26 protein-coding genes and 1 riboswitch are annotated in these 25,208 nt (G+C 62.4%); of the genes, 10 read left to right on the forward strand and 16 right to left on the reverse strand.

Features of this window, described 5'->3' with window-relative positions; all coding sequences use genetic code 11:
- The first annotated feature begins 426 nt into the window (after positions 1-426).
- The 5 genes from H6851_09160 (at position 427) to H6851_09180 (ending at position 5,468) form a co-directional block, all read left to right on the forward strand.
- Positions 427-1,650, forward strand: a complete 1,224-nt coding sequence (locus H6851_09160; GenBank protein ID MCB9943772.1) for an RtcB family protein — start codon at positions 427-429, stop codon at positions 1,648-1,650.
- Between the two features lie 7 nt (positions 1,651-1,657).
- Positions 1,658-2,671, forward strand: coding sequence for an RNA 3'-terminal phosphate cyclase (locus H6851_09165; GenBank protein MCB9943773.1), 1,014 nt, complete (start codon positions 1,658-1,660; stop codon positions 2,669-2,671).
- 149 nt (positions 2,672-2,820) lie between these two features.
- Entirely contained in the window at positions 2,821-3,552 is a 732-nt protein-coding gene (locus H6851_09170) for a cell wall hydrolase (GenBank protein MCB9943774.1), read from the forward strand.
- A gap of 300 nt (positions 3,553-3,852) precedes the next feature.
- A complete protein-coding gene (locus H6851_09175) occupies positions 3,853-4,941 on the forward strand; it encodes a hypothetical protein (GenBank protein MCB9943775.1) in 1,089 nt (362 codons plus the stop codon).
- Positions 4,942-5,039: 98 nt separating this feature from the next.
- Positions 5,040-5,468, forward strand: a complete 429-nt coding sequence (locus H6851_09180) for an NUDIX hydrolase (protein ID MCB9943776.1) — start codon at positions 5,040-5,042, stop codon at positions 5,466-5,468.
- A gap of 133 nt (positions 5,469-5,601) precedes the next feature.
- Here H6851_09180 and H6851_09185 read toward each other — a convergent pair whose 3' ends face one another.
- The 14 genes from H6851_09185 to H6851_09250 all read right to left on the reverse strand — a co-directional run bounded on the left by H6851_09185 (position 5,602) and on the right by H6851_09250 (position 18,441).
- On the reverse strand, positions 5,602-6,030 hold the full coding sequence (locus tag H6851_09185; protein MCB9943777.1) for a helix-turn-helix transcriptional regulator: 429 nt from the start codon (positions 6,028-6,030) through the stop codon (positions 5,602-5,604).
- A 135-nt stretch (positions 6,031-6,165) separates the two neighbouring features.
- Positions 6,166-6,786 carry a helix-turn-helix transcriptional regulator gene (locus H6851_09190; GenBank protein ID MCB9943778.1) on the reverse strand — a complete coding sequence of 207 codons (621 nt, stop codon included), beginning with the start codon at positions 6,784-6,786 and terminating at the stop codon, positions 6,166-6,168.
- A gap of 110 nt (positions 6,787-6,896) precedes the next feature.
- Positions 6,897-9,251, reverse strand: a complete 2,355-nt coding sequence (locus H6851_09195; protein MCB9943779.1) for a penicillin acylase family protein — start codon at positions 9,249-9,251, stop codon at positions 6,897-6,899.
- The gene (locus H6851_09200) at positions 9,252-9,863 is read right to left on the reverse strand and encodes an HAD family phosphatase (GenBank protein MCB9943780.1); all 612 of its coding nucleotides are present in this window, start codon (positions 9,861-9,863) and stop codon (positions 9,252-9,254) included.
- Between the two features lie 351 nt (positions 9,864-10,214).
- The gene (locus tag H6851_09205; GenBank protein MCB9943781.1) at positions 10,215-11,048 is read right to left on the reverse strand and encodes a MaoC family dehydratase N-terminal domain-containing protein; all 834 of its coding nucleotides are present in this window, start codon (positions 11,046-11,048) and stop codon (positions 10,215-10,217) included.
- A complete protein-coding gene (gene metZ, locus H6851_09210) occupies positions 11,045-12,220 on the reverse strand; it encodes an O-succinylhomoserine sulfhydrylase (GenBank protein ID MCB9943782.1) in 1,176 nt (391 codons plus the stop codon). Before metZ ends, H6851_09205 begins: the two co-directional genes overlap by 4 nt.
- A 46-nt stretch (positions 12,221-12,266) precedes the next feature.
- A riboswitch (SAM riboswitch) is annotated at positions 12,267-12,346 on the reverse strand.
- 28 nt (positions 12,347-12,374) lie between these two features.
- Positions 12,375-13,430 carry a quinone-dependent dihydroorotate dehydrogenase gene (locus tag H6851_09215; protein ID MCB9943783.1) on the reverse strand — a complete coding sequence of 352 codons (1,056 nt, stop codon included), beginning with the start codon at positions 13,428-13,430 and terminating at the stop codon, positions 12,375-12,377.
- Positions 13,427-14,188, reverse strand: coding sequence for a 3'(2'),5'-bisphosphate nucleotidase CysQ (cysQ, locus tag H6851_09220; protein ID MCB9943784.1), 762 nt, complete (start codon positions 14,186-14,188; stop codon positions 13,427-13,429). Before cysQ ends, H6851_09215 begins: the two co-directional genes overlap by 4 nt.
- A 181-nt stretch (positions 14,189-14,369) precedes the next feature.
- Entirely contained in the window at positions 14,370-14,936 is a 567-nt protein-coding gene (locus H6851_09225; protein ID MCB9943785.1) for a hypothetical protein, read from the reverse strand.
- An 86-nt stretch (positions 14,937-15,022) separates the two neighbouring features.
- Positions 15,023-15,337, reverse strand: coding sequence for a hypothetical protein (locus H6851_09230; protein ID MCB9943786.1), 315 nt, complete (start codon positions 15,335-15,337; stop codon positions 15,023-15,025).
- Positions 15,334-16,689, reverse strand: a complete 1,356-nt coding sequence (locus tag H6851_09235; GenBank protein ID MCB9943787.1) for a DUF1446 domain-containing protein — start codon at positions 16,687-16,689, stop codon at positions 15,334-15,336. The genes H6851_09230 and H6851_09235 overlap by 4 nt, the downstream gene beginning before the upstream one ends.
- Positions 16,668-17,285 (reverse strand): extensin family protein, encoded by a 618-nt coding sequence (locus tag H6851_09240; protein ID MCB9943788.1) that lies wholly within the window; start codon positions 17,283-17,285, stop codon positions 16,668-16,670. The genes H6851_09235 and H6851_09240 overlap by 22 nt, the downstream gene beginning before the upstream one ends.
- 139 nt (positions 17,286-17,424) lie before the next feature.
- A complete protein-coding gene (locus tag H6851_09245; protein MCB9943789.1) occupies positions 17,425-17,685 on the reverse strand; it encodes a histidine kinase in 261 nt (86 codons plus the stop codon).
- A 99-nt stretch (positions 17,686-17,784) separates the two neighbouring features.
- Positions 17,785-18,441, reverse strand: a complete 657-nt coding sequence (locus tag H6851_09250; GenBank protein ID MCB9943790.1) for a GntR family transcriptional regulator — start codon at positions 18,439-18,441, stop codon at positions 17,785-17,787.
- Between the two features lie 127 nt (positions 18,442-18,568).
- Between H6851_09250 and H6851_09255 the strand changes: the two genes are divergently transcribed.
- On the forward strand, positions 18,569-20,275 hold the full coding sequence (locus H6851_09255; protein ID MCB9943791.1) for a thiamine pyrophosphate-binding protein: 1,707 nt from the start codon (positions 18,569-18,571) through the stop codon (positions 20,273-20,275).
- Between the two features lie 99 nt (positions 20,276-20,374).
- Here the strand turns inward: H6851_09255 and H6851_09260 are convergent, their stop codons facing one another.
- Positions 20,375-21,277 (reverse strand): IS1595 family transposase, encoded by a 903-nt coding sequence (locus tag H6851_09260; GenBank protein ID MCB9943792.1) that lies wholly within the window; start codon positions 21,275-21,277, stop codon positions 20,375-20,377.
- A gap of 124 nt (positions 21,278-21,401) precedes the next feature.
- On the opposite strand from H6851_09260, the gene H6851_09265 reads away from it, so the two are divergent.
- Complete coding sequence (locus H6851_09265; GenBank protein ID MCB9943793.1) at positions 21,402-21,590, forward strand: IS1 family transposase; 189 nt, start codon at positions 21,402-21,404, stop codon at positions 21,588-21,590.
- 171 nt (positions 21,591-21,761) lie between these two features.
- Here the strand turns inward: H6851_09265 and H6851_09270 are convergent, their stop codons facing one another.
- Positions 21,762-22,298, reverse strand: a complete 537-nt coding sequence (locus H6851_09270) for a TlpA family protein disulfide reductase (GenBank protein MCB9943794.1) — start codon at positions 22,296-22,298, stop codon at positions 21,762-21,764.
- Positions 22,299-22,316: 18 nt separating this feature from the next.
- On the opposite strand from H6851_09270, the gene argH reads away from it, so the two are divergent.
- The 3 genes from argH to lysA are packed head-to-tail and all read left to right on the forward strand — an operon-like array spanning position 22,317 to position 25,201.
- A complete protein-coding gene (argH, locus tag H6851_09275) occupies positions 22,317-23,711 on the forward strand; it encodes an argininosuccinate lyase (GenBank protein ID MCB9943795.1) in 1,395 nt (464 codons plus the stop codon).
- Positions 23,708-23,884 carry a lipoprotein gene (locus H6851_09280; protein MCB9943796.1) on the forward strand — a complete coding sequence of 59 codons (177 nt, stop codon included), beginning with the start codon at positions 23,708-23,710 and terminating at the stop codon, positions 23,882-23,884. The genes argH and H6851_09280 overlap by 4 nt, the downstream gene beginning before the upstream one ends.
- 33 nt (positions 23,885-23,917) lie before the next feature.
- Positions 23,918-25,201: a diaminopimelate decarboxylase gene (gene lysA, locus H6851_09285; protein ID MCB9943797.1), complete on the forward strand. Its 1,284-nt coding sequence runs from the start codon at positions 23,918-23,920 to the stop codon at positions 25,199-25,201.
- Positions 25,202-25,208: the final 7 nt, after the last annotated feature.

Consider the following 25,208-nt stretch of genomic DNA (forward strand, 5'->3'; position numbering starts at 1 on the left):
GGCGGGACTACATGTCTCCTGCCTGAGGTCCAAAGAGCAAAGCGCCTTGCGTGCAGCAATGCTCGACAAGGAGATGCGGGTTCGAATCCCGCCGCAGACACGTAGCTTAAGGACCGCCGTCTCGCCGATCCTCGTCGCCACGGCCCATTCGATTCGACTGCTCGATGTGCACGGCGAATGCCGGTCCGGACTACATGGTCGCGGGTTCGAATCCCGCACCGGCCACTTCTCGTGGCCTGATAGCTCAATGGCAGAGCAGGTCGTCCGGCCAACCGACTCGTCGCCAGTGTTTTCAACGATCGGCCGGCGAATGCCGATGGGACTACGTTGCTTTAAACTGCGTATAGACCTTTGGGTCAGGTGGTTCGACGCCGCCGGTTGTCTCATCGAACCTCGTCGCCGGCACCTTGATAACGGAGGTCGAACATGACCGGAAATTTCGATGTCGAGACCGTTGCGGGTGGCGTGCCCATCAAGATGTGGACGCGCGGCGTGCCCGTCGACGACAAGGCCCGCGCGCAACTCGCCGAGGCCGCGAAGATGCCGTTCATCTTCCGTCATATCGCCGTGATGCCGGATGTCCATGTCGGCATCGGTGCGACCGTGGGTTCGGTGATCCCGACCAAGGGCGCGATCATCCCGGCCGCTGTCGGCGTCGATATCGGTTGCGGCATGATGGCGGCGCGCACCTCGCTCATGGCGCATGATCTGCCGGACAATCTCGAGGGCGTGCGCAGTTCCATCGAGCAGGCCGTGCCGCATGGCCGCAGTGTCGGCCGCAACAAGCGCGACAAGGGCTCGTGGGGTGATCCACCCGAGCCCATCGTCACCGCCTGGACATCGTTGGCCGAGCGCTTTACACGCATCGTGGAAAAGCACAAAAAGCTGGCCAGGGCCAACAGCCTCGTCCATCTGGGCACGCTCGGCACCGGCAACCACTTCATCGAGATCTGCCTCGACGGCGAGCAGCGGGTCTGGGTGATGCTGCATTCCGGCAGCCGTGGCATCGGCAATGCGATCGGCAACTATTTCATCGAGCTGGCGCGCGAGGACATGCGCAGGTGGTATATCAACCTGCCGGAGCGCGACCTCGCCTACTTTCCCGAGGGAACCCAGCATTTCAACGACTATGTCCAGGCCGTCAGCTGGGCGCAGGACTTCGCCGCGGTCAACCGCCGGATGATGATGACCAACGTCATCGCCGCCATGCGCGACAGCATCGCCAAACCGTTCGAGGCCGAACTCGAGGCCGTCAACTGCCACCACAACTATGTCACGCACGAGCAGCATTTCGGCGAGAACATCCTCGTCACCCGCAAGGGAGCGGTGCGCGCGGCCAAAGGTGTCATGGGCATCATTCCGGGTTCGATGGGAGCGAAAAGCTTCATCGTGCGCGGGCTCGGCAACAGCATGTCGTTCGACAGCTGCAGCCACGGTGCCGGGCGGGTGATGTCGCGCACCGAGGCGAAGCGGACGGTGACGCTCGAGGAGCATATCCGCGACACCACCGGCGTCGAATGCCGCAAGGATGCGGATGTGATCGACGAGACCCCGAGGGCCTACAAGCCGATCGAGGCCGTCATGGCCGCCCAGTCCGATCTGGTCGAGATCGTCCACACGCTCAAGCAGGTGGTCTGCGTCAAGGGTTGATCGTGTCATGATCGAGATCGACGGTGCTGCCGGCGAAGGGGGCGGGCAGGTGCTGCGCAACGCACTCGCCCTCTCGCTGATCACGGGCGAAGCGTTCCATATCACCGACATACGCGGGCGGCGTCCGAAGCCGGGGATGATGCGCCAGCATGTCACGGCGCTCGAAGCCGCCTGCGAAATCGGCTCGGCAACGGCCAATGGCACCGCCATCGGTGGCCGCGAACTGACCTTCAGGCCGGGACGCGTACGCGCCGGCGACTATCATTTCGCCGTCGGTTCGGCCGGAAGCGCCACACTGATCCTGCAAACCGTGCTCCTGCCCCTGGCCCTCGTCACCGGCTCGTCGCGTCTGGTCCTCGAAGGCGGTACCCATAACACCATGGCACCGCCGTTCGAGTTCCTCAGGGACACCTTCCTGCCGCTCATCAACCGGATGGGGCCGCAGGTCACCGCCCGGCTCGTTCGCCATGGCTTCTACCCGCGCGGCGGAGGCCGGATCGAGGTCATGATCGAACCGGCACCGTTGCGTCCGTTCACCGGCATGGAGCGTGGCGAGCTTCGCACGCGCGCCGCACGCATTCTTTTCACCGGCATCCCTTTCTCCATTGCCGAGCGCATGCGCGTGCAGGCACGGCAATGCCTGCCGGAATGGCCGCAAAACGGCTTTGCCATCCATCGGTTACCGGACGAGCAAGGCCCCGGCATCATCCTGCTCCTGACCGTCGAGCATGCCCATGTCGCCGAAGTCGTCAGCGCCTGTGGCCGGCTTGGCGTATCCGCGGAAAAGCTGGCGTCGAATGCGGCAACGCACATGCTCGGCTATCTGCGCAAGGACGTGTTCGCCGGCCCTCATCTCGCGGACCAGCTGGTCATGCCGCTGGCCCTCGCCGGCGGCTGCTTCACCACGGTCAAACCCGGCAGCCACAGCCTGACGGCCGCCAGGATCGCAAGAATGTTCACCGGCCGCCGCCTCGCCTTCCGGCAAACCGATGGTCACCTGCATCAATTCGTCGCTGATTGAAATCACCAGCCAGAGGAACACATTGCCGGCAACCGGCCCCTCGATGCGGGTTGGAATACTCATGTTTCTTTCGTGCAACCAACCTGCTCTCATGATAGGATATGTCTACCGGTGGAGTAGCGTTGCGTCATGATAAGTTGTTAAGGTAAATGAATTTTCTGGTTCGACTTGCAATCGGTGTCGGCATTGTCGCAAGCGTTCTGCCATCACTGCGGGAAGCCGTCGGAGGCGAGGTTGATTGCCTTGCGGCCATTGCCGTGCTCGAAGCGGGGAGTGAAGGTAGTGCTGGTATGGACGCCGTCATTCAGGTCGTGCGGAACCGCGTTCGTGACGGTCGCTTTCCCGCTGATGCCTGCGCCGTGATCGCCCAGCCTCGCCAGTTTCAGCCCGTAAGCGAATGGCCGGCGCTGGCCAAAGCATTGCGCAAGCCGGCAAGCTTCGATCCTGACCGGATGCTTGGGAAATCTTCCAGTCTGGAGCATGCGCGTCAGCTTGCGCGATCAACCGGGGCGCCGGATCTTACGGGCGGTGCACTGTATTTCGTCAACCCGGCTTTCATGGATCCATCCTATTGTCCGTGGTTCGCGCGGTTGAAACGCACCCGCACCATCGGGAACCACGAGTTCATGACGCACTATCGCAGGGGCGAGAAGCGCGGAGAACCGGCACTCGATTGTTCAAGTCCGACTATCGGCAGCAGACGCGGCGGCAGCCTTGCCAGCAAGTATGCCAACGGGCTGTTCCATCCCAGGGGTGCGCGAGTCGCTTCCAGGACACCGACGCGCAAGCAGCTCGATGCATGGCGGCGCACAGGTCGTCTCGAACAGCGGCAACGGGAATTGAAGAAGCTGTTCAGGCCGGGCTGGATCAAGCTCGACTGACATGTTGCATCCTGTCATCCTTGCCATGTGGTATTCCTGCCTGCATTGATGGTATATGCCCTTCCCGTCGGCATTCGAGGCAGTCCGGGCGGTGGTGCAAGGCCATGTCAGGACAAGAACTGTGTCGACATGGGAAAGGGGATCGTCCTTGCGAACGATCCCCCCAGGGTCCCATCTCATCAGTCAAGCACGTGGAGCAATTGCTCGCTCAACGCGAAAGTGAATGTGCCCGTGAAGCGATTGCGTGTCAATCGATAAGCGTTATGGTTGATTTAAATATTCCGTAGATGAGGAGTTAGAGTGCGGCGCGCGGGGAACGATCAACGAGCTCTTGTTGCCAGCGCCCGCGGCCGTCCCTGGCCGGAACTGGTGCGGATTTGCCTGTCCCGGCTGGATGGTCTGGCCGGACATGCCAATGCGGGCATCGTTTTCATGGCCGATCCCGCAGGCGAAATGGCCGATGACCTGCTCCATTACCTCAAGGCGGAAACAGGCATTTGCGCATGGTTCGGTGCAGCCGGGGAAGGGGTGATCGCCGGCGGCACCGAGATCAGCGGCGAGTCGGGCCTTGCCCTGATGTTGCTGGACTGGCCGCAGGCCCATGTCCGTTTGATCCATGATTCGAGCGATTTCGCTTCGATTGATGGCGGGCTGGCGCTGCTCAATCTGGCCGGTGACGCCCCCTTCGATGCAAGGGCTCTGGGGCCGGCGGTACGGACCCTGGGAGGACGCAGTTCGAGCGCTTTTGACGGATGTGAGATCGCGGGAGTGACATCCGCGGGCGGTTGCAGCGGATTATGGCTGGGCGCGGAGATTCCCGTAGCGCTCGATATCCTGCACGGACTGCGTGATCCGGGGCCATGGCGACGTATCACTTCCGCTGTCGGTCGCACCGTGCTCGAACTCGACGGAAGGGCGGCGACCGATGCCATCGCCGAAGATGCCGGTGAATTGCTGGTTCGGGCACCGGATCGGTTGGTCCGGTGCCTGATGGTGGAAACCCGTGCCGATGAAGACCCGTTCATCGCTCCGGGCCAGGTGGCGATGATCGAGTGCTTTGACCGCCAGCGCCGGACATTGCGGATCAGCAACGATCGGCCCGGCGGCTGGCTGCGGGTTACTTATCGCAACGCTTCGGCCGCACTGGCCGAGATCGACAGGCTGACGTCGGGTCTGCGCAGGGATTTCCCGACGGAATGCTGGCCACGTGCGGCCATACTCTACAGTTCGGTAGATCGCGGCCATGCGCTGTTCGGGCCTGCCGAGAGCGAAGCCGCGCGGTTTCAGGCGGCCCTCGGACCGATACCGCTCATCGGCATGCGCAGCCGCGAGGAACTGTTCGATGGTGCCTTGACCTGCGGGGCGGCCGTGTTGGCCCTTCTCGGCTGATCAGGCAGTAGCTCTTGATCGCCAATGACCATATAGTCGTCATCGTTTCGTTCAGGTGAATTCATCCGAACGGGGAAAATTCCGGGCAAGGGTACACATTGAGCCGCAGTTATCCTCAAAGACCGATTGTCGGAGTCGGTGTCGTTGTTGTCCATGACAACAAGGTACTTCTCATTCGTCGCGGGAAGCCGCCGCGGCAGGGGCAGTGGTCATTGCCCGGCGGGGCACAGAAGCTTGGTGAAACGGTATTCGACGCCGGACAACGCGAGGTATTCGAGGAGACCGGTCTGCTGGTTGACACGATCGAACATCTGGCGGTTGTCGACCTTATCGAACGTGATGCCGACGGTGCAATCCGCTACCACTATACATTGGTTGACCTTCTCGCAACCAGTCCGACAGGCGAGGCGGTAGCCGACAGTGACGCCACTGAAGTCGCATGGTTCACTGTCGGGGAAATCGACACCATGCCGTTGTGGAATGAAACGCGCCGTATCATCATGCTGGCGCTCAAGCCCCCGAAATAAGCCCACGGACCCGGGTTCAAGGGGGCAGGACCCGGATCCGGCCGAATGGGACAGTCAAAAACGTGACAGTCAGGTCATCCCATGCACGCGGATCCCGGAGCGTGGCGGCGAGGGTGCTTGTCGAACAATCCGCTCATTCGGCGTCACGTTCGGCGGACGCCAGTACCTTGGCCAGATGGCAGATCGCATCCTGATGCTTGCGATGCTGGATGGCCGCGAAGTTGCGGGCCAGTTCAAGCAGCATACGCTGCTGAGGCATCATTTCGGACTGCTTGGTCTTCTGTTCGCGCTCGGGATCGACGTCCTCGAAAAAATAACCGATGTCGACTCCGAGGGTCTGGGCAATCTGATAGAGACGGCCGGCAGAAATGCGATTGATACCGGTCTCGTACTTATGCGCCTGCTGATAGGTGACGCCGATGAGTTCCGCCATCTGTTGCTGGGTATAGCCAAGCATGATGCGGCGCTGGCGGATGCGCAGGCTGACGAAATGATCGACGTCAAGCGCCCGGCTGCGTCCTCCATTGTTCCTGGTGGCAACCTTGTTGGCGAATTGGGTCATGGATCGCGATCCCCTTGAGTTCTGCTCATACCCGAAGACTCGAGGTATAACTAAACCGTATTTCGTTAAAATACGCGGGATTTTCTAAACTACCAGATAAAAGAGAATTTATCATCAATCGCAAGAATGAAACTATTATGACATTCCCGGTCCGGAGAATGCCTCCATGGCGAGGACGCCAAGAACGGGGCGTACGGAAATGATGGTTGCGGCCGCTATGGTCGATCCATCCAAAGCCGCGAGATCGAAGTGTTCGCGATCCCGTGACGGTAGCAATTTTCGCAGGAAAGTCCGGCCATCCTGCAGGGTTGCAAGGACAATCCGGCCGAGATGCAGTTCCGTCTGATCGTCGCTCAATGTCGAGACGACGGCCATCGATCCGCGCGGAAATGCTGGAGCCATTCCATCGTCGTCGATGTGAAAAAGGACGATCTGTCCTTCCTTCAGGTTGAGAAGACGTGTTTTTTGACCCTGAGTTTCTTCGTTGACCACGATTCCGGAGCGAATTGCCCCGACAACCGGCAGTTCTGTACGGTGCGGCGATCGTCCGAAAATCAGATATTCGGGTGTGGTATCGAGAATGCCCGCAAGTCGTGCGATGATATCCCGGGCAGGCATGTATTCATCGCGTTCATAGGGCCCGATGGCGGTCTGATGGCGCCCGATGAGCCGTGCCAGTTCCGCTTGGCTCAAATCCTTTGCGCGGCGCAATGCCCGCAGCCGATTGCCGAAGGAATTGAGTGTGAATTGAGGCATCCGATTTATCCCGCGTGACGTAAACTTGGTGATAAACTCGTATACTGGAAGAGTTGTTCAGGGTAGTTTTTCGTGAATGATGTTCATCTTCCAGCCTCCTCTTTCTTAACCTAGCGCGAGATCGCCAACTGTAGATGTCTACCCTTCGAAGACGGGGTATGGGGGAAATCGAGGGTCACAAGGCGACCGTTCCGCCAGAAATCCGTCATGTCGTGATGGTGCCCTGAAAGCGGATGCCCTGACTGGCCGGTGGCGCTGATCATCCGCATTTGTGCGGGTTTCGACCAGTCGACCAACATGCGCATGGAAGCTGCTGCGGTGATGGTGAACGGCTCGTTCACGCGGTAGTGGGCGACATCCGGAGAGCTACTGTCACCGCTTTTCGTGGTCTCGATGGAAAACAACCTGCGGATGAGTGCTATTTGGCTGAATGGGATGTGTTCCATGACCACGGGTTGTGCGGCGCCCCAGCTCCAGCTGTCGACATTCCCTCCGAAGCGCAGGGTGAGGGAATGGTATGCCCGCTCAAGTGCGACTGTTGCGCTGTCGGCACAGGTTTCCACTCGCTCGGTCGTTCCGATGTCATCGCACCATTGCGGAGACAGATGGACGATGCGGTACATCGTATTCGGGCGAATTCCGTCAAAGGCAGGAAAGTCGCCCGCAAGCTCGTCGGCGAGGATGGCCCTGACCAGTTCATGGTACCAGGCGGCAAAGATGAGCCCCTCGGGGCGCAAGCGGTCCATGTCGCGGTCCCACTGGCGCAGGCGCTCGACGAGATCAACAAGTTCCGGCGATTGCAGCTCGATGTTGAAGAGTAGCGGCAGGAAGTCATCGGCCAGTGTGGAATGAATGTCGTCCTGCGCTGCCACCAGGTCGCTGGCGCTGAGGGGGTGTCGGTTGAGCAGGTCCTCCAGTCGGCGCGCCCGCAGGGCCGGATCCCAGTCGGAGGTCAGGTGGTAGGGATAGCGGGGTGTGGTAAAGCGATTGTTGGCGTTCATGACCCACGCTGAAGGTGGATCGAAAATCCGGGGTAATTCACTGTACGGTATGTAACTTGTCCACGCCCCGTCGGCCTTCGTGCCGCTTGTGGGAAATTTGCCATCGCCAGAGCTGCGTATGGGAATGCGTCCGGCAAGGGTAATGCCGACATGTCCCCACCTGTCGGCAAATGCGGCATTCTGCGGCGGTGACTGGAAATCTTCGAGTGCCGCCAGAAACTCCCGCCAGTTTCGGGCGGTTGCGAGGCGGGCGCCTGCCTCGATGGTCGCGTCGTCGTCGCTCAGGCCGGTCCAGCGCAAGGCGATGGCAGCCCCCTTCGGCCGATCTGCAAACGATGTCACATCCGAAATGATCGGGCCGTTACGGCTCTCGCGAACGTCGAGGGAAACCGTTTCTCCACCCCGGACACGGATATTCTCATGGATGACCCTGAATGGTTCGCTGCCCTCCGCGGTGAGATAACGTTCCGGATCGCCAGGATCGACAGTCTCGATGACGAGATCTTCCACATCTGCGCCGGAGTTGGTGAAACCCCAGGCGATATCGGCATTGCGACCGATGACGACGAACGGCATCGATGGCATGGTTGCTCCGGCGACGGTCAACCCCGGAGCCGTGATGCTGACCAGGTACCAGATGGATGGTGTCTGCAGTCGCAGGTGCGGGTCGCTGGCGAGCATGGCTGCCCCGCTGGCACTGCCCGCCGAACCGACCGCGAAGACGTTCGAGCCGAGACCGGTCGTGCTGTAGCCGGCGGAGAGTGCAAGGACCCGGTCCAGTGCCGACCCCGCATCTTTCATGACGGTACGAACGCTGACCGGGTCATCGATTCCGCCACCCGGCATCAGATCGGCAAGAGCCGCATCATCGAACCTGCGGGCCAGCCGCGAGCGCATCGCCTCGTCCCGCCAGTTCTTCGACAGATCCAGCGCCATGAGGCGCGGCCACACCAGGCTGTCGGCCAGCGTCCATGGCTCCGGTTCGTGCCAAAGCAGCTGGAACTCGGGCGGGAGGGGCCATCGACGCCATTCGAGAAAGGCGTTGATGCCTGCAGCGTAGGCTTCGAGTTGGCGGCGAATACCGGGATCGAGGCGGTCGATGGATGCCTGCGCGTGCCGATAGAGCCCCAGCGTTCGCATGAAGCGGTCCATGCCGAGACCCTCTTTGCCGAGGATTTCCGACAGGCGCCCCGCACCGATACGCCGGTTCATCTCCATCTGCCACAGCCGGTCCTGCGCATGGACGAAGCCGACGGCAAACCAGGCATCATGCACCGATTGCGCAGCGACATGCGGAATACCGTTTTCGTCACGGTCGATGGTAACGGAAGCCTCAAGGCCAGTGAGGCGGATGGTGCCCGTAGTCTGTGGCAGCGAGGCATAGAACAGCCCTGCGAGGCTGGCGGCGATGCCAGCCACCGCAACCAGCACGAGCAGGACGATGCGCGCCAGCCAACGCATCAATCAATCGAGCAGTCCACGCCTGCGCAGATCGTCTTCAAGGCGATCGGCTGACGTGAAATGATGAGTCTGGAAGCCGAGACGGTCGGCGGTATCGATGTTGGCGGCTGAATCGTCAATGAAGAAGCAGTCGCCCGCAGCGCGATCGCATTCTTCGAGCAGATGAAGGAAAATATCGTCGTTCGGCTTGACCATGCGTAACTCTCCCGAAACGAAGATTTTCTCGAATCGGTCGAGGAAGCTGTAGGCCCGGGCATGGCGGACCAGAGGAAACGTCTCGGCGGACCAGTTGGTCAGGGCAACGAGGTGGCGACCATCGTCGTGCAGACGTTCGAGAAGATCGACTGTCGGCGTTATCGGACCGCCGATCGTCTCGATCCAGCGATCATGCCATGCGCGCACCAGATGGGCCTTGTCCGGCTGCGCTGCCGAGAGTTCGGCAACGGCTTCGGCGAATGGCTTGCCCCTGTCCATCTGGGCGTTCCAGGGGCCGGTGCAGACCGTGTCGAGGAAATGCTCGATATCGGCTTCGTTATCGAACAGCTTGCGATAGAGATAGCGCGGATTCCAGTCGATCAGGACGTTACCCAGATCGAAGACAATGGTGCGGATCATGGTTCCTCCCGGTTAACAGCGTGTTGACGAAATGCCGACAGCCGCGACGACCGTCGATTTTTGCCGCTGGGAAGGAGCCTGGCGTGCAGCGATGCCGGGGCATCGTCAGCGCCGGGCGACGCACGCAGCGGCAAAAAGCGCGCCGTCCCAAAGGGATGCGAGGCAAAAGGACCGGCGGGCTTCGTCGGTGTTCGGGCGCGCAGCGCCACTGCGCTGGTCCTCTCACCTCCTCGCCTCCGGCCCTTTTGCCTCGCATCGCGGCTATCGGCATTTCGTCAACACGCTGGTAAGGCCGGGCGAGCTTAGCGCCGCAGAAGTGTTCTGGCGATGCCGCCGTGATCGTTCACCCGGTCATGCCAGCCTGGCTTCCGCTTTCATCGCCAGCGTTCCATCGCGTTTGGCGATCCACAGATCGAGATGGTCAGAACTGTTTCCTGCCGCATTGGCGGAAAAACCGTCGCCCACGAACACGGGCTGCACGGCCCTGAAACTGAAGCTGCAAACCCGATGTTGCCGGTATCGGCTGCGAAGGAGTTCGAAAAGGTAGGTGGCGAGCAGCGGTCCGTGGACGATGAGGCCGGGATAGCCCTCGACGTTGCGAACGTAGTCCTTGTCATAATGGATACGGTGACCATTGTAGGTCAGTGCCGAATAGCGGAACAGCAACACCTCGTCGGGATCGGCATCGATGCTTTCATCCGCAGCAGACGGTGCCGTGGGCCATGCGGGGGTCTCTTCGCCGCCGGCCTCTTCGCGATAGACGATGTCGTGTTCCTCGGTGACGCGACCATGGGCGCCTTCGAGACGATGTTCCACGAGCACGAACACGAGATTGCCGGTGCGTCCGGCCTTGGAAGTGATCCCGCGGACAGCCGAACGGCGGGTGACCTCCTCGCCGACGAGAAGATCTCCCTCGAACTGCAATCGCCCACCCGCCCACATGCGTCTCGGCAACGGAACCGGCGGCAGGAAACTGCCGCGCTTGCGGTGACCATCGCGATTGGTGTCGCGGGCATGGACGGCTTCCAGGCCGTAGAGGTGATGCCAGAACAACGGCAGCGGAGCGCCTTCGAGCGGCGGTTCGTCCTGCCCCAGTGCAGCGGCCATGGCGGCAGCGGGCCACGGATCCAGCCGGTAGCGGTCGACGCGCTCCTTGTTCAGCCAGTCGGAGAAATCTTCCATCATGCACCCAGTGCCCGATCGATGTCCTTCATGAGATCTTCCACATTTTCGAGACCGACCGACAATCGCAGGAAATCGTCGCGAATGCGCAGTTCGGCGCGCTCCCCGTCCGACAGCTTGGAATGGGTGGTGGTGGCCGGGTGGGTGACCAGACTCTTGGAGTCCCCGAGATTGTTGGAAATTTCGATGATTTCGAGCGAGTTCATGAAGCGGAAGGTTCGCTCCTTGGGGCCGCCCAGATAAAAGCCCAGCAGCGAACTTCCCCCTTTCATCTGTCTGCGCGCCAGTTCGTATTGCGGAAAACTTTCCAGTCCCGGATAGATCACCTGTTCGATGGCGGGATGATCCTCAAGGAACCTTGCCAGCTTGCCGGCATTCTCGACATGCTGGCGGACTCGCAGGTCGAGTGTCTCCAGTCCTTTGAGCAATACCCATGCGTTGAATGGCGACAGGCTGGGGCCGGTATGCTTGAGATAGGGATGCAGTAGCTTGTCGTGGAATTCCTGCGAACCCAGGACAATGCCGCCGAGGCAACGGCCCTGGCCGTCGATGTGCTTGGTTGCCGAATAGGCGACGATATCGGCCCCCAACTCCAGCGGCCGCTGGAGCATCGGCGTGGCGAAGACATTGTCGACGATGACCTTCGCTCCCGCTGCGTGGGCCATCGTGCACACAGCCTCGATGTCGACCAGTTCGAGCGTCGGATTGCCCGGGGTTTCGAAGAAGACGAGGTCGGTGGGTTTGTCCAGCGCGCGTTCCCAGGCATCGAGATCGGTGCCATCCACCAGTTCGACCTCGACCCCGAAGCGGGTGAGAATGTCCGTGAGGATGTAGCGGCAGGAGCCGAACAGCAGCCTCGCGCCGACAACCCGCATTCCCGAACGCGCCTGGCACATGATCGCGGCGTGGACGGCGGCCATTCCCGAGCTGGTGGCGCAGGCGTCCTCCGCGCCCTCAAGGGCGATCATTCGTTCCTCGAAGGTCCGCACGGTGGGGTTGCCGTAACGGCTGTACATGAAACCGTGGTCGCGGTCCTTGAATCGGTCCTCGGCCTGTTCGGCATGTTCGTAGATGAACCCGGATGTGAGAAAGATCGCCTCGGCGGTCTCGCCATGCTGGGAGCGCTGGATGCCCCCGTGGATCATTGTCGTCTGCAGACCCCGACCGTCGCTCATGTCACTGCTCCCAATGCGAAACGCCCCGACCGAAGGGTCAGGGCGCCTCACACAGTCCCCGACCTTTTAGCGTGTTTTTTAACGTGGCACGCAAGCCGGCCGGCCCAAATCACCACGATAAAGCTGCATAGAGGCGGTGTCCGCGAGCGTCAAGTCAAAGGTCGATACCCACAGCCTCGCGGATCGACGACAGCCCGTCACGTTGAAGAAGGGTATCGAGATCTTCCAGCAGGCTGCGGATCAGGAAGGGGCCATGATAGACAAACGCTGTATACAGCTGGATGCAGCAGGCCCCGGCCCGAATCCGCTCGTAGACATCCGCAGCTGTGGAGATTCCGCCGACACCCACCAGATCCAGCCGGCCTTCGGTTCGCTGCGCGACCCGGCGCAGAGCGGCAAGTGCGAGGTCGTGCAAAGGCTTGCCGCTCAGGCCACCGGCCTCCTGCCGCTGGGGAGCGGCAAGGCACGACGGGCGGCTGATCGTGGTATTCGAGACGATCATGCCGTCAAGGCGGTATTGAAGGGCCAGGTCGGTTATGGCGTCGAGCTCATCGCCGTCAAGATCGGGTGCGATTTTCAGGAGGACGGGTGTGGTTCGTATTCGCTCCTCGCAGATCCGCTCGAGCAACGGCCGCAATGCTTCTGCGGCCTGTAACGCGCGCAAGCCCGGGGTATTGGGCGAGGAGATGTTGATGGTGACATAATCGGCCAGCGGAGCAACCTTGCGCAGACCTGCCGCATAGTCGGCCAGTGGGTTGCTGCTATCCTTGTTGATGCCGATGTTGGCGCCAACGGAACCTCGGGGCTCCCGGGTGCGGGAGCGGAAGCCTGAGAGCCTTTCGCAGTAGCGCTCCAGCCCATCGTTGTTGAACCCCATGCGGTTGATGATCGCGCCGTCCTCGTCGAGTCGGAACAGCCTCGGCTTCGGGTTCCCTGGCTGGGGTCGCGGCGTCACGGTGCCGGTCTCGACAAAGGCGAAGCCCGCACACAGCAAACCGTCGACAATGCGTGCGTTCTTGTCGAACCCGGCAGCAAGGCCGACGGGGTGGGCGAGATCGAGGCCGCACAACTGCGTTCTCAGGCGATCCGGCGCGACGGCCGACAGATCCGGTGCGAATGCCAGTACCCTCAGCGCAAGATCATGTGCCGTTTCGGCGGGGAGCTGCCGGAGGACGTGACGGACGGCTGCCTCTGCGCGCTTCAGGATCATCGACCGTAGGCAATGAAACCCGTGTTGCGAAAGTCGGGCTTCGCGTAATGGAAGGGCCTGCCGTCAAGATCGGTCATTCGTCCACCGGCGGCGGACAGGACCGCGTGACCGGCGCCGACATCCCACTCCATGGTCGGACCGAAGCGCGGATAGACATCGGCGCGAGCCTCCGCAACGAGACAGAACTTGAGGGAACTGCCGGCTGCTACCGTTTCCCCGATGCGGTTCTTCTCCAGCCAGTCATTGGTTGCCTGGTCCCGGTGCGAGCGGCTTGCGACCGCGACCGCGCCCGAGGAGGGCCGTTCGCGCACGGTGATGGCGCGCACGCCATCCTTGTCCCGCTTGGTGGCGCCATGGCCCGCCGCCCCCCACCACATGCTTTCGACAGCTGGTGCGTAAACCACACCCAGAATCGGCTGGTTGGCGGAAACGAGCGCGATGTTGATGGTGAATTCGCCGTTCTTCGAGATGAACTCCTTGGTGCCGTCGACCGGATCGACCAGCCAGAATTCTTTGCCCGACACGTCGGGAAGATCGCCGGCGGATGCACTTTCCTCCGCGACAATGGGAATATTCGGGGTGAGTTCCCGCAGGCGCGCGAGGATCACCTTTTCGGCAGCGCCGTCGGCGGCTGTCACCGGCGAACGGTCGTTCTTCATCTCGACCGCGATCTCGCCCGAATAATAGCTCATCACCACCTTGCCGGCTTCCTCGGCGAGTTTCACGAGTTCGGGTATCAGCAGGGCGGGAGGCATCATGGCTTTTCTCGCATCAACAATGACAGGTCGGATGTCCGCATAGACGACGGGCACCGCTCAAGGCAAGGCCCGTACCGTGAATGTGAAAACCGAGGCAGGTGGCGATACCCGCCCGTGGCACCGCCCGTCGATTGTCGTTGAACGAGGGGCGCCGGCCCATGTCGCGGAGACCGCTGCGCTGTCACGGACGCAGGTGGATCGTACCCAGGGCCTTTTGCACGGCGGAATCGTCGAGTGTTCCGCCGGGCAAGCAGAACTGGCCGAACAGGGCGGAATCGAAACCTGCCACGATCGCGTTGTCGTATCCCGAAGCGCGTTCCAGGGGGGTGATGAAGCGTGCACAGCTCACTCCCTTGTCATTGGGAGCGTAGATCCAGCCCTCGGTCCTGTATCCGGCGACCTGCCAGTCGGAAGATTCTCTTTGAAGGTGCCCGACTTCGGTCGGCATCGCCCTGTCGACCTGCCCCTTGGCGCTGGTCAGGTTCATCAGCACGCCGGGTCCGGTATTGACATGGTAGACCAGCAGATTCCCCTTGTTCTCGCGATCATTGACGAATGCTACAAAGGTTTCCGTACCTCTCCTACGGTCATAGATCCTCTTGCTGGTGAGCATGTCGACCGATCCGGATGAAGGTTCGACGGAAAATGGCAGGGCGTCGGCTTGCACGGTGCTGGTTGTGACACTTTCACCGCCGGCGCAGGCAGCCAGCAGAAGTGGTGCCAAGAGGGCAAGTCGTTTCATCGACATTTATGGATGTCCTTCTTTTTGAGGCGTTTCGCAACACGGGTCCTGGTGCGATTGGAAAAATGCTGCCGCCGATCGCGGCCAGGCGGTCAATCCCGCAGATCGATATCGAGGTCGAGCAGGAGAAAACTCCAGCTCTTCCCGTGTCCATCAAGGTTGAGGGAACGATTGACACCTCCCTCAAGCGCTTCATGCATGACAATGTTGATGCCATGAAGACCGGGAAGGAGGTGGATTACAATATCGCCGAGCAGTAATTCGGGAAACTCCGTTTTCAGGCGTTCGACTGTCATTGCCTTGCAAAGCGCAGGATAATGCAACGGATCATTAACCCAGATACAGACATTGGACGTATTGCCCTTGTCGCCCGCCCGCGCATGCGCGATCTCGCCGATCCTGGTCATGCTGTCACCATGATGCATTCCGGACGAACGAGATCCCGATCGATACTGGCGCTTCGCGTGGTCACCGAAGGCGTGACCGTGCCTCGAAAGCCTCCACCTCCGGCCGGTCCGCAGCACAGGAGCGCTTCGACCTCCCATAGCACGGTGTCGGCCGTTTCCCTGTCGGCGGTGCGCATGGCCGCGCGCAGGCGCACATCCCGCGCGGGCGGATCGTTGCGGACGATTGCGGAGCTTGCCGTGCCGTGCAGCGAATCGACACCGATCAGATCGAGGCGCAGTTCGCCATTCAGCGAAGACAGGCGTTCGCGCAGGATCGAGCGGGCCAGTTCGCCGCGTGCGGCGGCATTGCCGCCAGCGTAGGAAATACCTGCTTCGGCAACAAAGCCGCCGTCGAAACCAAGCGTGACCTTCAGCCGTTCCGGCCGCGGCCGGCCCGTCGCTCCTTCCACGCGCACCCTGTCCCGACCCGTTTGCTCCAGCCTGGCCTGGCTGAAGTCTGCGGTGACATCCGGCGTGAGATAGCAAGCCGGATCATGCACTTCATAGAGAAGTTGCTCCTTGACGGTCGCAAGGGTGACCATGCCTCCGGTACCATCGAGCTTGGTGATGGTGAATGTTCCATCCTCGTCGATTTCAGCCAGCGGAAAACCGCAATGCGCGAGGTCGGGCACGTCCTTGTAGCCGGGATCGGCGAAATAGCCGCCCGTCACCTGCATGCCGCATTCGAGCAGATGACCGGCAAGTGTTCCCGCCCCGAGCCTTTGCCAGTCATCCGGCGCCCAGTCGAAATGGTGTACGATCCCCGCCAGGAAAAGCGACGGGTCGGCAACCCTGCCCGAGATGACGACATCGGCTTCTGCCATCAGTGCCGGGATGAGCGCATCGATGCCGAGATAGGCGTTTGCGCAGATGTAGCGCACTGCCATTGTCCCGGTCTGGCTGCCTTCCCCGGGTTGCGTATCGGCCGGAAAGTGCCGGGTGATATCGTCGCCAGTGATACAGGCGATGCGCATGCCCTTGAGGCCGAGTTCGCGGGCAAGGGTGAGGGTGCGTTCGACTGCGGCTGCAGGATTGGCGGCGCCCATGTTGGTGATCAGGCGGGTGCCATGCCGGTGGCAGAGCGGCAGAAGCGTCCGCATTCGTCGTTCAAGCCAGGGATTGCAGCCCTTCGACGGATCGCGCATCCGATTGCGGTGACCGGAGGCCAGGGTACGCTCGGCGAGACATTCGAGCACGATGGCATCCAGCCGGCCACGAGCGACAAGGTCTGCAGCCGGTTCGAGGCGGTCGGAGGAGAAGCCGGCGCCGCAACCGATGCGAAAGGGGCGTTTCACGTTCCGCACAGCCTCCATGGACCGATGTCGATATGAACATGATCATGATGGTCCCGATCATGGGAAGGGGTCAAGACGACGCCGAATCGCTCGCAGGCAGCGTTGGCGAAGGCATGGAGAAAGCGGCCGGCCGCACCAGCGTTCCAGTCGCGTTTCACCGAGATTTCACGGCCATCGGCAAGGACGAAACCCGCGATGTCGATGGCACGGGCGCTGGCATGCAGACTCATGCGCCTGCGATTTCCGCTCATGGGCCGACAGTTGTAGGAACCGTAGTGCTGGACAACCGTCACGCGGGAATCCAGATGGCGGAGGGCCAGAGCCTCGATGGTGGGCTCGAAGTCGAGCCACGCAAGGGCCAGGGCGCAGGACGTCGTGAGTGCCGGCGACATGCGCAGGATCTGGCTGCGGCTGAAGCGTACAGGTTGGTCGACCTTGCAGTGCGCATCATTCCCCAGCTTCGCAGGCTGGTAGTCGAGCGTATGCGCCTGCATGCCCGCCTCGCATGTCGCTGGCAATGGCGGTTCCTGGCGGAGTCCCGAATGGACTGCGCGCTTGCTGCCGCATGCGGCCAGCAGAAAGAGACAAAGGATGGAGACGATCATCTTGGGCACGACGATGATCTAGGGCGATTTGCGGCGTCTGGCCAGCCTTCAGCCCGGTATCGGCCCCCGGAACGCCCCGTCGACGTGCGGCCTGCATGCCCGGGATTGCATGCCCGGGTTGGGTTGCCGCCCTGTTCTGCCAGCGTGTTCAGCTGCCGATGCGATGGGACCCCTGATGCGAGGGGCCGAAGGACTTTTTCAGCGTTCGGGTACTGTCCTGGGCGAGTTCGATGCACCGGGTCAAATGATCGAGGATCCGGATGTCATTGTCCAGCACATGCCTGGCCTCGGGCCTGCTGTCATCGGCGATGGCCTGCATGCGATGGATCAGGTCGCGCCGCAGCAGTTCCAGCAGGGTCTCCAGCTTGTGTCCATTGGGGTGCTCGTCGGTGACGAGGAAGTGGGACATGATATTGACCGTTCATTTTGACACCGGGTGAGCCATGATAGGAGCAACGGGTTAACGAGGGGTTGATGACTGTCCGTGGACCAGCGGGAAGGGGCAGCGTCACGTGATGGCCGGTTCGTCGGCATGATCGGCCAGCCTGTGGAGAGTCTCCGCGACGAGCGAATCGACGCGGTCATGCGATTGCCCGATATGTTCATCCATGGCCAGCATGGCTTTCCATGCCTTGCCCTCGGCGATGGCTTCGGCGATGGCCCGGTGACCGGCGGCACAGGATCGCGCATCGCTGGCGAGGTCCGTTGCACGTACACAGCGGATTTGTGCCCGGATGTCGTCGAGCATTGCGGCGAGTGCGGGATTGCGCGCCATCCGCGCGATGTTTTCATGGAAGGTCTCGTCCCCGTCGACGTCCGGATGATCGGATATCGAGGACGCGAGGGCCTGCGCTTCGTCGTCGGTGCGGCGCAGGGCGGCGAGGCGTGCCGTCTCGCGTTCGATGGCGGCCCGTGCCTCGTAGAGCTGGCGGATTTCGCCGGCATCGAGGTCGCGACCGAAGAAGCCCTTGCCGGCAATGGCTCGCACCAGCCCCTCGCCGACCAGCCGGTTTAGGACTTCGCGCACCGGCGTGCGGCTGGCGTTCAACCTCCTGGCGAGCGCGCTTTCGTTGATCCGCTCGCCCGGACGGAGTTCGAACGCGATCGCCATGGACTTGATCTCGTCGTGGATTCGGTGGACATGTCCGGGATCGGGCTCATCCATGTCTTGTCCCCTGGTGTAACGCGAGGCAGTCTTCGGTGGGCTCGCCCCCGGGTTTCGTTCCGGCCGCGTGCCGGGCCGGTTCGATACCGCAGACCCGGATGCGGCAGGAAACGGGATGGAGGGCTTCATGAGTCACGACGGCAGGACCAACGAGATGAACGGCGCCGAGGCCATGGTGCGCATGCTCCAGGAGCACGGTGTGCGCCATGTCTTCGGATTGTGCGGCGATACGAGCCTGCCATTCTATGACGCCCTCTATCGGCTCGACCACGGGATCGAGCATGTTCTCACGCGCGATGAACGGTCCGCATCCTACATGGCCGACGGTTACTCAAGGGTTACCGGCAGGGTCGGCGTCTGCGAGGGTCCTTCGGGCGGCGGGGCGACCTACATCCTGCCCGGCCTCGTCGAGGCGAACGAGTCGTCGGTGCCGGTACTGGCCATCACCTCTGACGTGTCGGTCACCTCGCGGGGGCACTATCCGCTTACCGAACTCGACCAGGAAGGGTTGATGCGACCTTTGACCAAGTGGAACCTCACCATTCCGCGCTCGGAGATGGTCCCCGATGCGGTGAGGACGGCGTTTCGCAAGATGACCACCGGCAGGCCCGGCTCGGCGCACCTGGGTTTCCCCATCGATGTCCAGCGCGGTGCGGTCGATCCCGGGCAGATCTGGGCCGATCCGGCGCACGCCACCTGGCCCGCCTATCCGGCCGGTCCCGACGAGGGCAGGCTGGATGCGCTGCTCGACGTGCTGGCGAGTGCTTCCTTCCCGGTGATCATCTGCGGCGGCGGTGTGGTGCTTGCCGGTGGCGAGTGCGAACTGGAGACCTTCGCTGAAAGGTTGCAGATCGTGGTGGCCACGACGATCTCCGGGCAGGGCAGCCTTGCCGAAACCCACCCGCTTTGCCTTGGAGTAGTCGGTTCCAACGGCGGTGTCCCGGCGACGCGCGAGGTCGTCGAGCGGGCCGATCTGGTGCTGTTCATCGGCTGCCGCGCCGGATCGGTCACCACCGAGCGCTGGCGCGTGCCGGCAAAATCGACGCGGATCCTGCATGTCGACAGCGACCCCGAGGTGATCGGTGCTTCCTATCGTACCGAAGTGGGGATCGTCGGCGATGCGCGGCTGGTGCTTGGTGCATTGAACCGTCGGCTCGATACCCGCGGTGACGGGGAGCGCAGTGGCGATGCGCAAGCTGTCGTCGCGGCGGCGAAGGAGAAGAAGTGGTCGGCCTTTCGTGCCATCGCCGAGAACCGGGCAACGCCGATCCGCCCCGAGCGCACGATTGCCACCCTGCGCCGGGTGCTGGATGATGATGCGGTCATCGTCGCCGATCCCGGAACGCCATGCCCCTACGTCTCGGCCTTCTACGAACTGCGCCGGACCGGCCGGACCCTGTTCTCCAACCGCGCCCACGGTGCTCTCGGCTACGCCTTGTCGGCGTCCGTTGGCGCAGCGGTCGGTCGGCCGGGCAGCAAGGTCGTCGCGCTCATGGGCGATGGCAGTTTCGGTTTCACCTGCGGCGAACTGGAAACCGTCGTGCGCCATCGCCTGCCCATCACCTTCATCACCTTCTCCAACTCGGTCTATGGCTGGATCAAGGCCGGCCAGCGGGCAGGCTTCGGCGAGCGCTATTTCTCGGTCGATTTCGACCGGACCGATCACGCGGCCGTGGCTTCCGCCTACGGGGTGAAGTCCTGGCGCGTCGAGGATCCCGACAAACTGGAGGGTGTTCTGCGCGAGGCCATCGACCATGGCGGGCCGACCCTTGTCGACATCATAAGCCAGCCGCTCAACGAAGCCGCCGCTCCCGTCAGCGAATGGATCGCCTGAACACCCCCCCGGAAACGACCGCTACCACCGGGTGTCGTGGCGGTCGTCGTTCCGTTCCTTTCCCGGATCAGCCGACGTAGAAATGAAGGCCAGTTCGTGTTAGCTGTTGATGGTCAACCGCAGCCATTCACGATGGTCCGGAACATCTGGCTTTTTGTCGAGAACATGGTGCCAGGCGAGATAGTTGGGCAGGTAGCGTGTGGCGACGCCGTTGAAGGCGGCGATCCAGCTCTTGAGGCGGCTGTTGACGGGCTCGTGATGAATGGCGTGACGATCGGCAACCAGGCGGAAGGCCGCGTGGCTGTCGGTGCAAAGGACGCCGTCGGCGGGCAGGCTGGCGCCGATGGCGACATCGATGGCATCGGCACTGCGGTCGGCCAGAACTGCCGCGCGTGTCGATCCGGTGCGATCCCGGGTGACCAGCACAGGTACCTGCTCGTCGCTCAAGCCGCGCTTGCGGGCCGGTGTGGCGCGTCTTTTGGGCGGTCGCGGCGGCGGGTCAGCCTGCTTTCGCCAGCACCGCGACCCCTTGAACGAACGCCGGAAGAAGGTCTCGTCGGCTTCGACGATACCCGAAAGCGCCTCGGCATCGGCCACTCCCGCCCGAAGAAAGCGATGCCGCCAGCGAAAGCTCGTCGCCACCACCACCCGGCAGATCTTCGCTGCCTTGCGAACAGTGTCACTTCGGGAAAGACAGGCGGTGAAGCTCAACCATTGCGCCTTCCTGCGCAGGCGCGCCAGCGGTGTGCCGGTCAGCGCGTTGAACGTCCGGCCGCAGGTCGCACACCGAAAACGCCGCAACCCGTGACTCCTGCCCCACGGCTTCGAACCTTCCGCCCGGCAATGCGGGCAGGCCGGTTCCGGGCGAAGGCGAGCTTCCAGAAGCCCGATCACCACCGCCTCGTCCCCGCCACCGGCAAGCGCCGCTTCGAGCCGTTGTTTCTGCTCAACGTCAAGGCGAGCAACCATCGAAAGAAACAGTTCGAATTCCTCGTTGCGCATCAGTCGGTTCTCCCAAATCCATAGAGAACATAACACGAACAACAGCTAACGGGAACTGAGCCAATCGTTTCCCCAAGCCCAGGGGCGCATCACCTTCACCGACGATCTCGCCGCCTACGCGGCCGTGCTGCCGAAAGGCGCCCATTTCACCGGCAAGATGCACACGCAACGGCTCGAAAGCCTCAACGCCAACGTCCGTCATCATCTCGCCCGATTCCGCCGCAAAACACGATGCACCACCAAATGCCCGCGCATGGCCTACCTCTCCGCGCTGCTCTTCATGCAGGCGCATAATAAAAAGCTATTTAGTTAGCAAATCCCGGCTATCTGCGGTTGGGCAGCATGAGTCCTGGCGAATGGATGGAACCCCGCTGGGTCGAACTCCACCGGGTCGAGTCCTGCCGCGACCGCGTTCGGATTCGGCAATTTCCCGATATGTCGATGTCTGCGTTGGCGGCAGCAGTCGCGTTGACAGATACGGCTGTCAGCTACCGGATGGCAGATGGCTTCGCAATGCCTTGACGATGTCGGGATCATCCCATTCCGCATAGCCATCGTGCCGGGCGATGATCCGGCCTTCATCGTCGACGACGAGCGTGGTGGGCAGGCCCTTCAATGCGAAGCCCTTCATGGTCGCCATCTTCGGGTCGCGATAGACGGGCAGGTCGGCAGCCTGCGCCTCATCCATGAAGGTCCTGATCTTTTCCGGTGCCGAGCGGTCGACGGCGATCGTCACAACCTTGAGTGCCTTCGGGTCGAATTCGGCCTGGAGGCGAGCGAGCGAGGGCATTTCGCGCTTGCAGGGAGCGCACCATGTGGCCCAGAAGTTCACTACGACAAGCTCGCCCGCATGGGCTTCGAGCCGTGCTTCGTCGCCCTCCATGGTCAGCAGGGGCACATCCGGAAGTGCCTGCGGTGTCTCGAATTCGAGGGCGGCCGCGGGTCCCGTCCGAACGAGGACCATGAAGGATACGACCAGCGCGACGAGGATCGGCAGGGGCGAGGAAACGGTGACAGGCATCGGGAGCGACCTCGGGCAATGACGAGCAAGACAGGCAGCGGACGCGATCTCTGGGGTGGACATTTCTCCACCGGTCCGGCCCCGCTGATGGAACAGATTAACGCATCCATCGGCTTCGACAAGCGGCTCTACGCTCACGATGTCGCGGGTTCGAAGGCACATGCCCGCATGCTGGCCCGCTGCGGCATCATCTCGGATGCCGATCGCGATGCGATCATCGGCGGCCTCGACACGATATTGGGCGAGATCGAGCGCGGTGAATTCGTCTTCAGGACCGAACTGGAGGATATTCACCTCAATGTCGAGGCCCGGCTGACCGAACTGGTTGGGGAGCCGGGCCGTCGGCTGCATACCGGCCGCTCGCGCAATGACCAGGTGGCCACCGACTTCAAGCTGTGGACCCGGGATGCCTATGACCGTGCGGAGGTCCTCATCGAGGAGCTCATGCGCGCGCTGGTGGACAAGGCTGACGCTCATTCCGGTCAGGTCATGCCGGGCTTCACCCATCTTCAGGCAGCCCAGCCGGTGACGTTCGGCCATCATCTGCTGGCCTATGTCGAGATGCTGGCGCGCGACCGCTCCCGCTTCGCCGATGGCCGCAGGCGGATGAATGTTTCTCCCCTGGGGGCGGCGGCACTGGCCGGAACCAGTTTCCCCGTCGATCGCGAGATGACCGCCAGCGATCTCGGTTTCGACATGCCGGCGGCCAATTCACTCGATGCGGTTTCCGATCGCGATTTCGCGCTCGAATATCTCGCGGCGGCGAGCATCCTTGCGGTGCACCTTTCGCGGCTGGCTGAAGAACTCGTGCTGTGGTCGACGCCGCAGTTCGGCTTCGTGCGGATGGGCGAGGAGTTCACCTCGGGCAGTTCGATCATGCCGCAGAAGCGCAATCCGGACGCTGCCGAACTGCTGCGCGGCAAGAGCGGTCGGGTGATCGGACATCTGCAGGCGCTGCTGGTGATGCTCAAGGGATTGCCGCTGACCTACAGCAAGGACATGCAGGAGGACAAGGAAGGGCTGTTCGACGCGGTCGACACCGTCGAATTGTGCCTTGCGGCGGCAGCAGAAATGATCGGTGGCATGCAGGTGTTCGGCAAGCGCATGGAAGCGGCGGCCGGTGTCGGCTTCACGACCGCCACCGATCTGGCCGACTGGCTTGTTCGGGCGAAGGGCGCACCGTTCCGCGACGCCCATTCCCTCGCGGCCCGGGCCGTCAAGCGCGCCGAGGAGAAAGGGTGTGGTCTCGAGGGCTTGTCCCTCGACGACCTGCAGGCCATCGACGATCGTATCGACGACGGGGTGTTCGAGGTGCTGGGCGTGCATCGCTCAGTGGCCAGCCGCACGAGTTTCGGCGGCACGGCGCCGGAGCGCGTACGCGAGCAGATCGCACGCTGGAGGGCGGAGCTGTGAGGCGTCGCGAACTGGCCATGTTTGCCGCTGGTGTCCTGCTGCTCGCCGGCTGCGGTCGCAAGGGCGATCTCAGGCTCCCGAAGTCTGCAACGGACGACGGGCCCGCACCCGATGCTCAACCGGGGTCGCCGGTCGAACGGAAGCCCGAAGGGAACACGGATAACGGCTCCTAGGAACCGGACCCGGAATACAAGGAAAATGACCTCATGACCGCAGCCTTTCGTCATGTGGATGGCACACTCCACTGTGAGGGTGTCAGTCTCACGGAACTGGCCGACCGTGTTGGCACGCCGCTCTATGTCTATTCGAAGGCATGGATGCAGGGGCGACTTCGGGAGTTCCAGCAGGCTTTCTCCCGGCTGGATGCGCTCTTCTGCTACGCGCTCAAGGCCAACAGCAATCTGGCCGTGATCCGTACGCTGGCACGGGCCGGGGCGGGCGCGGACACGGTTTCCATGGGCGAGATCAGGCGGGCGCTGGCTGCCGGGGTGGAGCCCGAAAAGATCGTCTTCGCCGGTGTCGCCAAGACGGATGACGAGATTCGCTTCGCGCTGCAACACGAGATCCTGCAACTCAATGCCGAATCGGTGCCCGAGCTCAGGCGCATCTCGGCAATCGCAGCGAGCCTCGGCGTCACCGCACCCGTGGCGCTTCGCGTCAACCCGGACATCGCGGCGGGAACCCACGAGAAGATCAGCACCGGCAGGCGGCAGGACAAGTTCGGGATCGTGCATGACGAGGTGCCGGCGGTGCTCGATCTCATCGGGGATCTTGGCAATCTCCGGGCGGTCGGGCTGCATCTGCATATCGGCTCGCAGATCACCAGTGTCGATCCGTTCGAGGCGGCCTATGCGCGCAGCATCGATCTGTTCGTGCAGATGCGGGCGGCGGGGCATCCACTGTCGACCCTGGATCTGGGCGGTGGTTTCGGAGTCACCTATCGTGACGAACGGCCACTCGATGCGGAGGCCTATGCCGGACTGGTCCGGCGGCTGACCAGGGGGCTCGATTGCCGCCTGATGTTCGAGCCCGGCCGGGCGCTGGTCGCCGAGGCCGGTGTGCTGGTCAGCCGGGTCATTTACCGGAAAGTAACGTCCGACAGGCAGTTTCTCATTCTCGACGCCGGCATGAACACGCTGATCCGACCCGCCATGTATGATGCCTATCACGAGATCGTGCCTGTTGTTGAACATGGAGACAACCGCCTGCCGATGGATGTGGTGGGGCCGATATGCGAGAGTAGCGATGTTTTCGGGCGGGGGCGGCTGCTGCCGCCGCTCGATTCGGGCGATCTCGTTGCTTTCCGCTCTGCCGGCGCCTATGGTGCTGTCATGGCGTCCGACTACAACAGTCGGCCGAGCCCGGCAGAAGTTCTGGTCGACGGTGAGCGGTGGGCCCTGGTCAAGCCCCATCGACATGCTGAGGAGCAGTTCGCTGATGAAAGCATTCCCGGCTGGCTCGAAGAGGATCGAGGTATCGCCACGGCATGAGAGGCTG

It is taken from the genome of Geminicoccaceae bacterium (assembly GCA_020638465.1).
Taxonomy (GTDB): domain Bacteria; phylum Pseudomonadota; class Alphaproteobacteria; order Geminicoccales; family Geminicoccaceae; genus JAGREO01.

Bases quoted from the DNA above. Each gene is read 5' to 3' on its own strand.
- H6851_09160 (MCB9943772.1), top strand. From the start codon at position 427: ATGACCGGAAATTTCGATGTCGAGACCGTTGCGGGTGGCGTGCCCATC.
- H6851_09165 (MCB9943773.1), top strand. From the start codon at position 1,658: ATGATCGAGATCGACGGTGCTGCCGGCGAAGGGGGCGGGCAGGTGCTG.
- H6851_09170 (MCB9943774.1), top strand. From the start codon at position 2,821: ATGAATTTTCTGGTTCGACTTGCAATCGGTGTCGGCATTGTCGCAAGC.
- H6851_09185 (MCB9943777.1), bottom strand. From the start codon at position 6,030: ATGACCCAATTCGCCAACAAGGTTGCCACCAGGAACAATGGAGGACGC.
- H6851_09190 (MCB9943778.1), bottom strand. From the start codon at position 6,786: ATGCCTCAATTCACACTCAATTCCTTCGGCAATCGGCTGCGGGCATTG.
- H6851_09200 (MCB9943780.1), bottom strand. From the start codon at position 9,863: ATGATCCGCACCATTGTCTTCGATCTGGGTAACGTCCTGATCGACTGG.
- H6851_09205 (MCB9943781.1), bottom strand. From the start codon at position 11,048: ATGATGGAAGATTTCTCCGACTGGCTGAACAAGGAGCGCGTCGACCGC.
- metZ (MCB9943782.1), bottom strand. From the start codon at position 12,220: ATGAGCGACGGTCGGGGTCTGCAGACGACAATGATCCACGGGGGCATC.
- H6851_09215 (MCB9943783.1), bottom strand. From the start codon at position 13,430: ATGATCCTGAAGCGCGCAGAGGCAGCCGTCCGTCACGTCCTCCGGCAG.
- cysQ (MCB9943784.1), bottom strand. From the start codon at position 14,188: ATGATGCCTCCCGCCCTGCTGATACCCGAACTCGTGAAACTCGCCGAG.
- H6851_09225 (MCB9943785.1), bottom strand. From the start codon at position 14,936: ATGTCGATGAAACGACTTGCCCTCTTGGCACCACTTCTGCTGGCTGCC.
- H6851_09230 (MCB9943786.1), bottom strand. From the start codon at position 15,337: ATGACCAGGATCGGCGAGATCGCGCATGCGCGGGCGGGCGACAAGGGC.
- H6851_09235 (MCB9943787.1), bottom strand. From the start codon at position 16,689: ATGGAGGCTGTGCGGAACGTGAAACGCCCCTTTCGCATCGGTTGCGGC.
- H6851_09245 (MCB9943789.1), bottom strand. From the start codon at position 17,685: ATGTCCCACTTCCTCGTCACCGACGAGCACCCCAATGGACACAAGCTG.
- H6851_09250 (MCB9943790.1), bottom strand. From the start codon at position 18,441: ATGGATGAGCCCGATCCCGGACATGTCCACCGAATCCACGACGAGATC.
- H6851_09255 (MCB9943791.1), top strand. From the start codon at position 18,569: ATGAGTCACGACGGCAGGACCAACGAGATGAACGGCGCCGAGGCCATG.
- H6851_09260 (MCB9943792.1), bottom strand. From the start codon at position 21,277: ATGCGCAACGAGGAATTCGAACTGTTTCTTTCGATGGTTGCTCGCCTT.
- H6851_09270 (MCB9943794.1), bottom strand. From the start codon at position 22,298: ATGCCTGTCACCGTTTCCTCGCCCCTGCCGATCCTCGTCGCGCTGGTC.
- argH (MCB9943795.1), top strand. From the start codon at position 22,317: ATGACGAGCAAGACAGGCAGCGGACGCGATCTCTGGGGTGGACATTTC.
- lysA (MCB9943797.1), top strand. From the start codon at position 23,918: ATGACCGCAGCCTTTCGTCATGTGGATGGCACACTCCACTGTGAGGGT.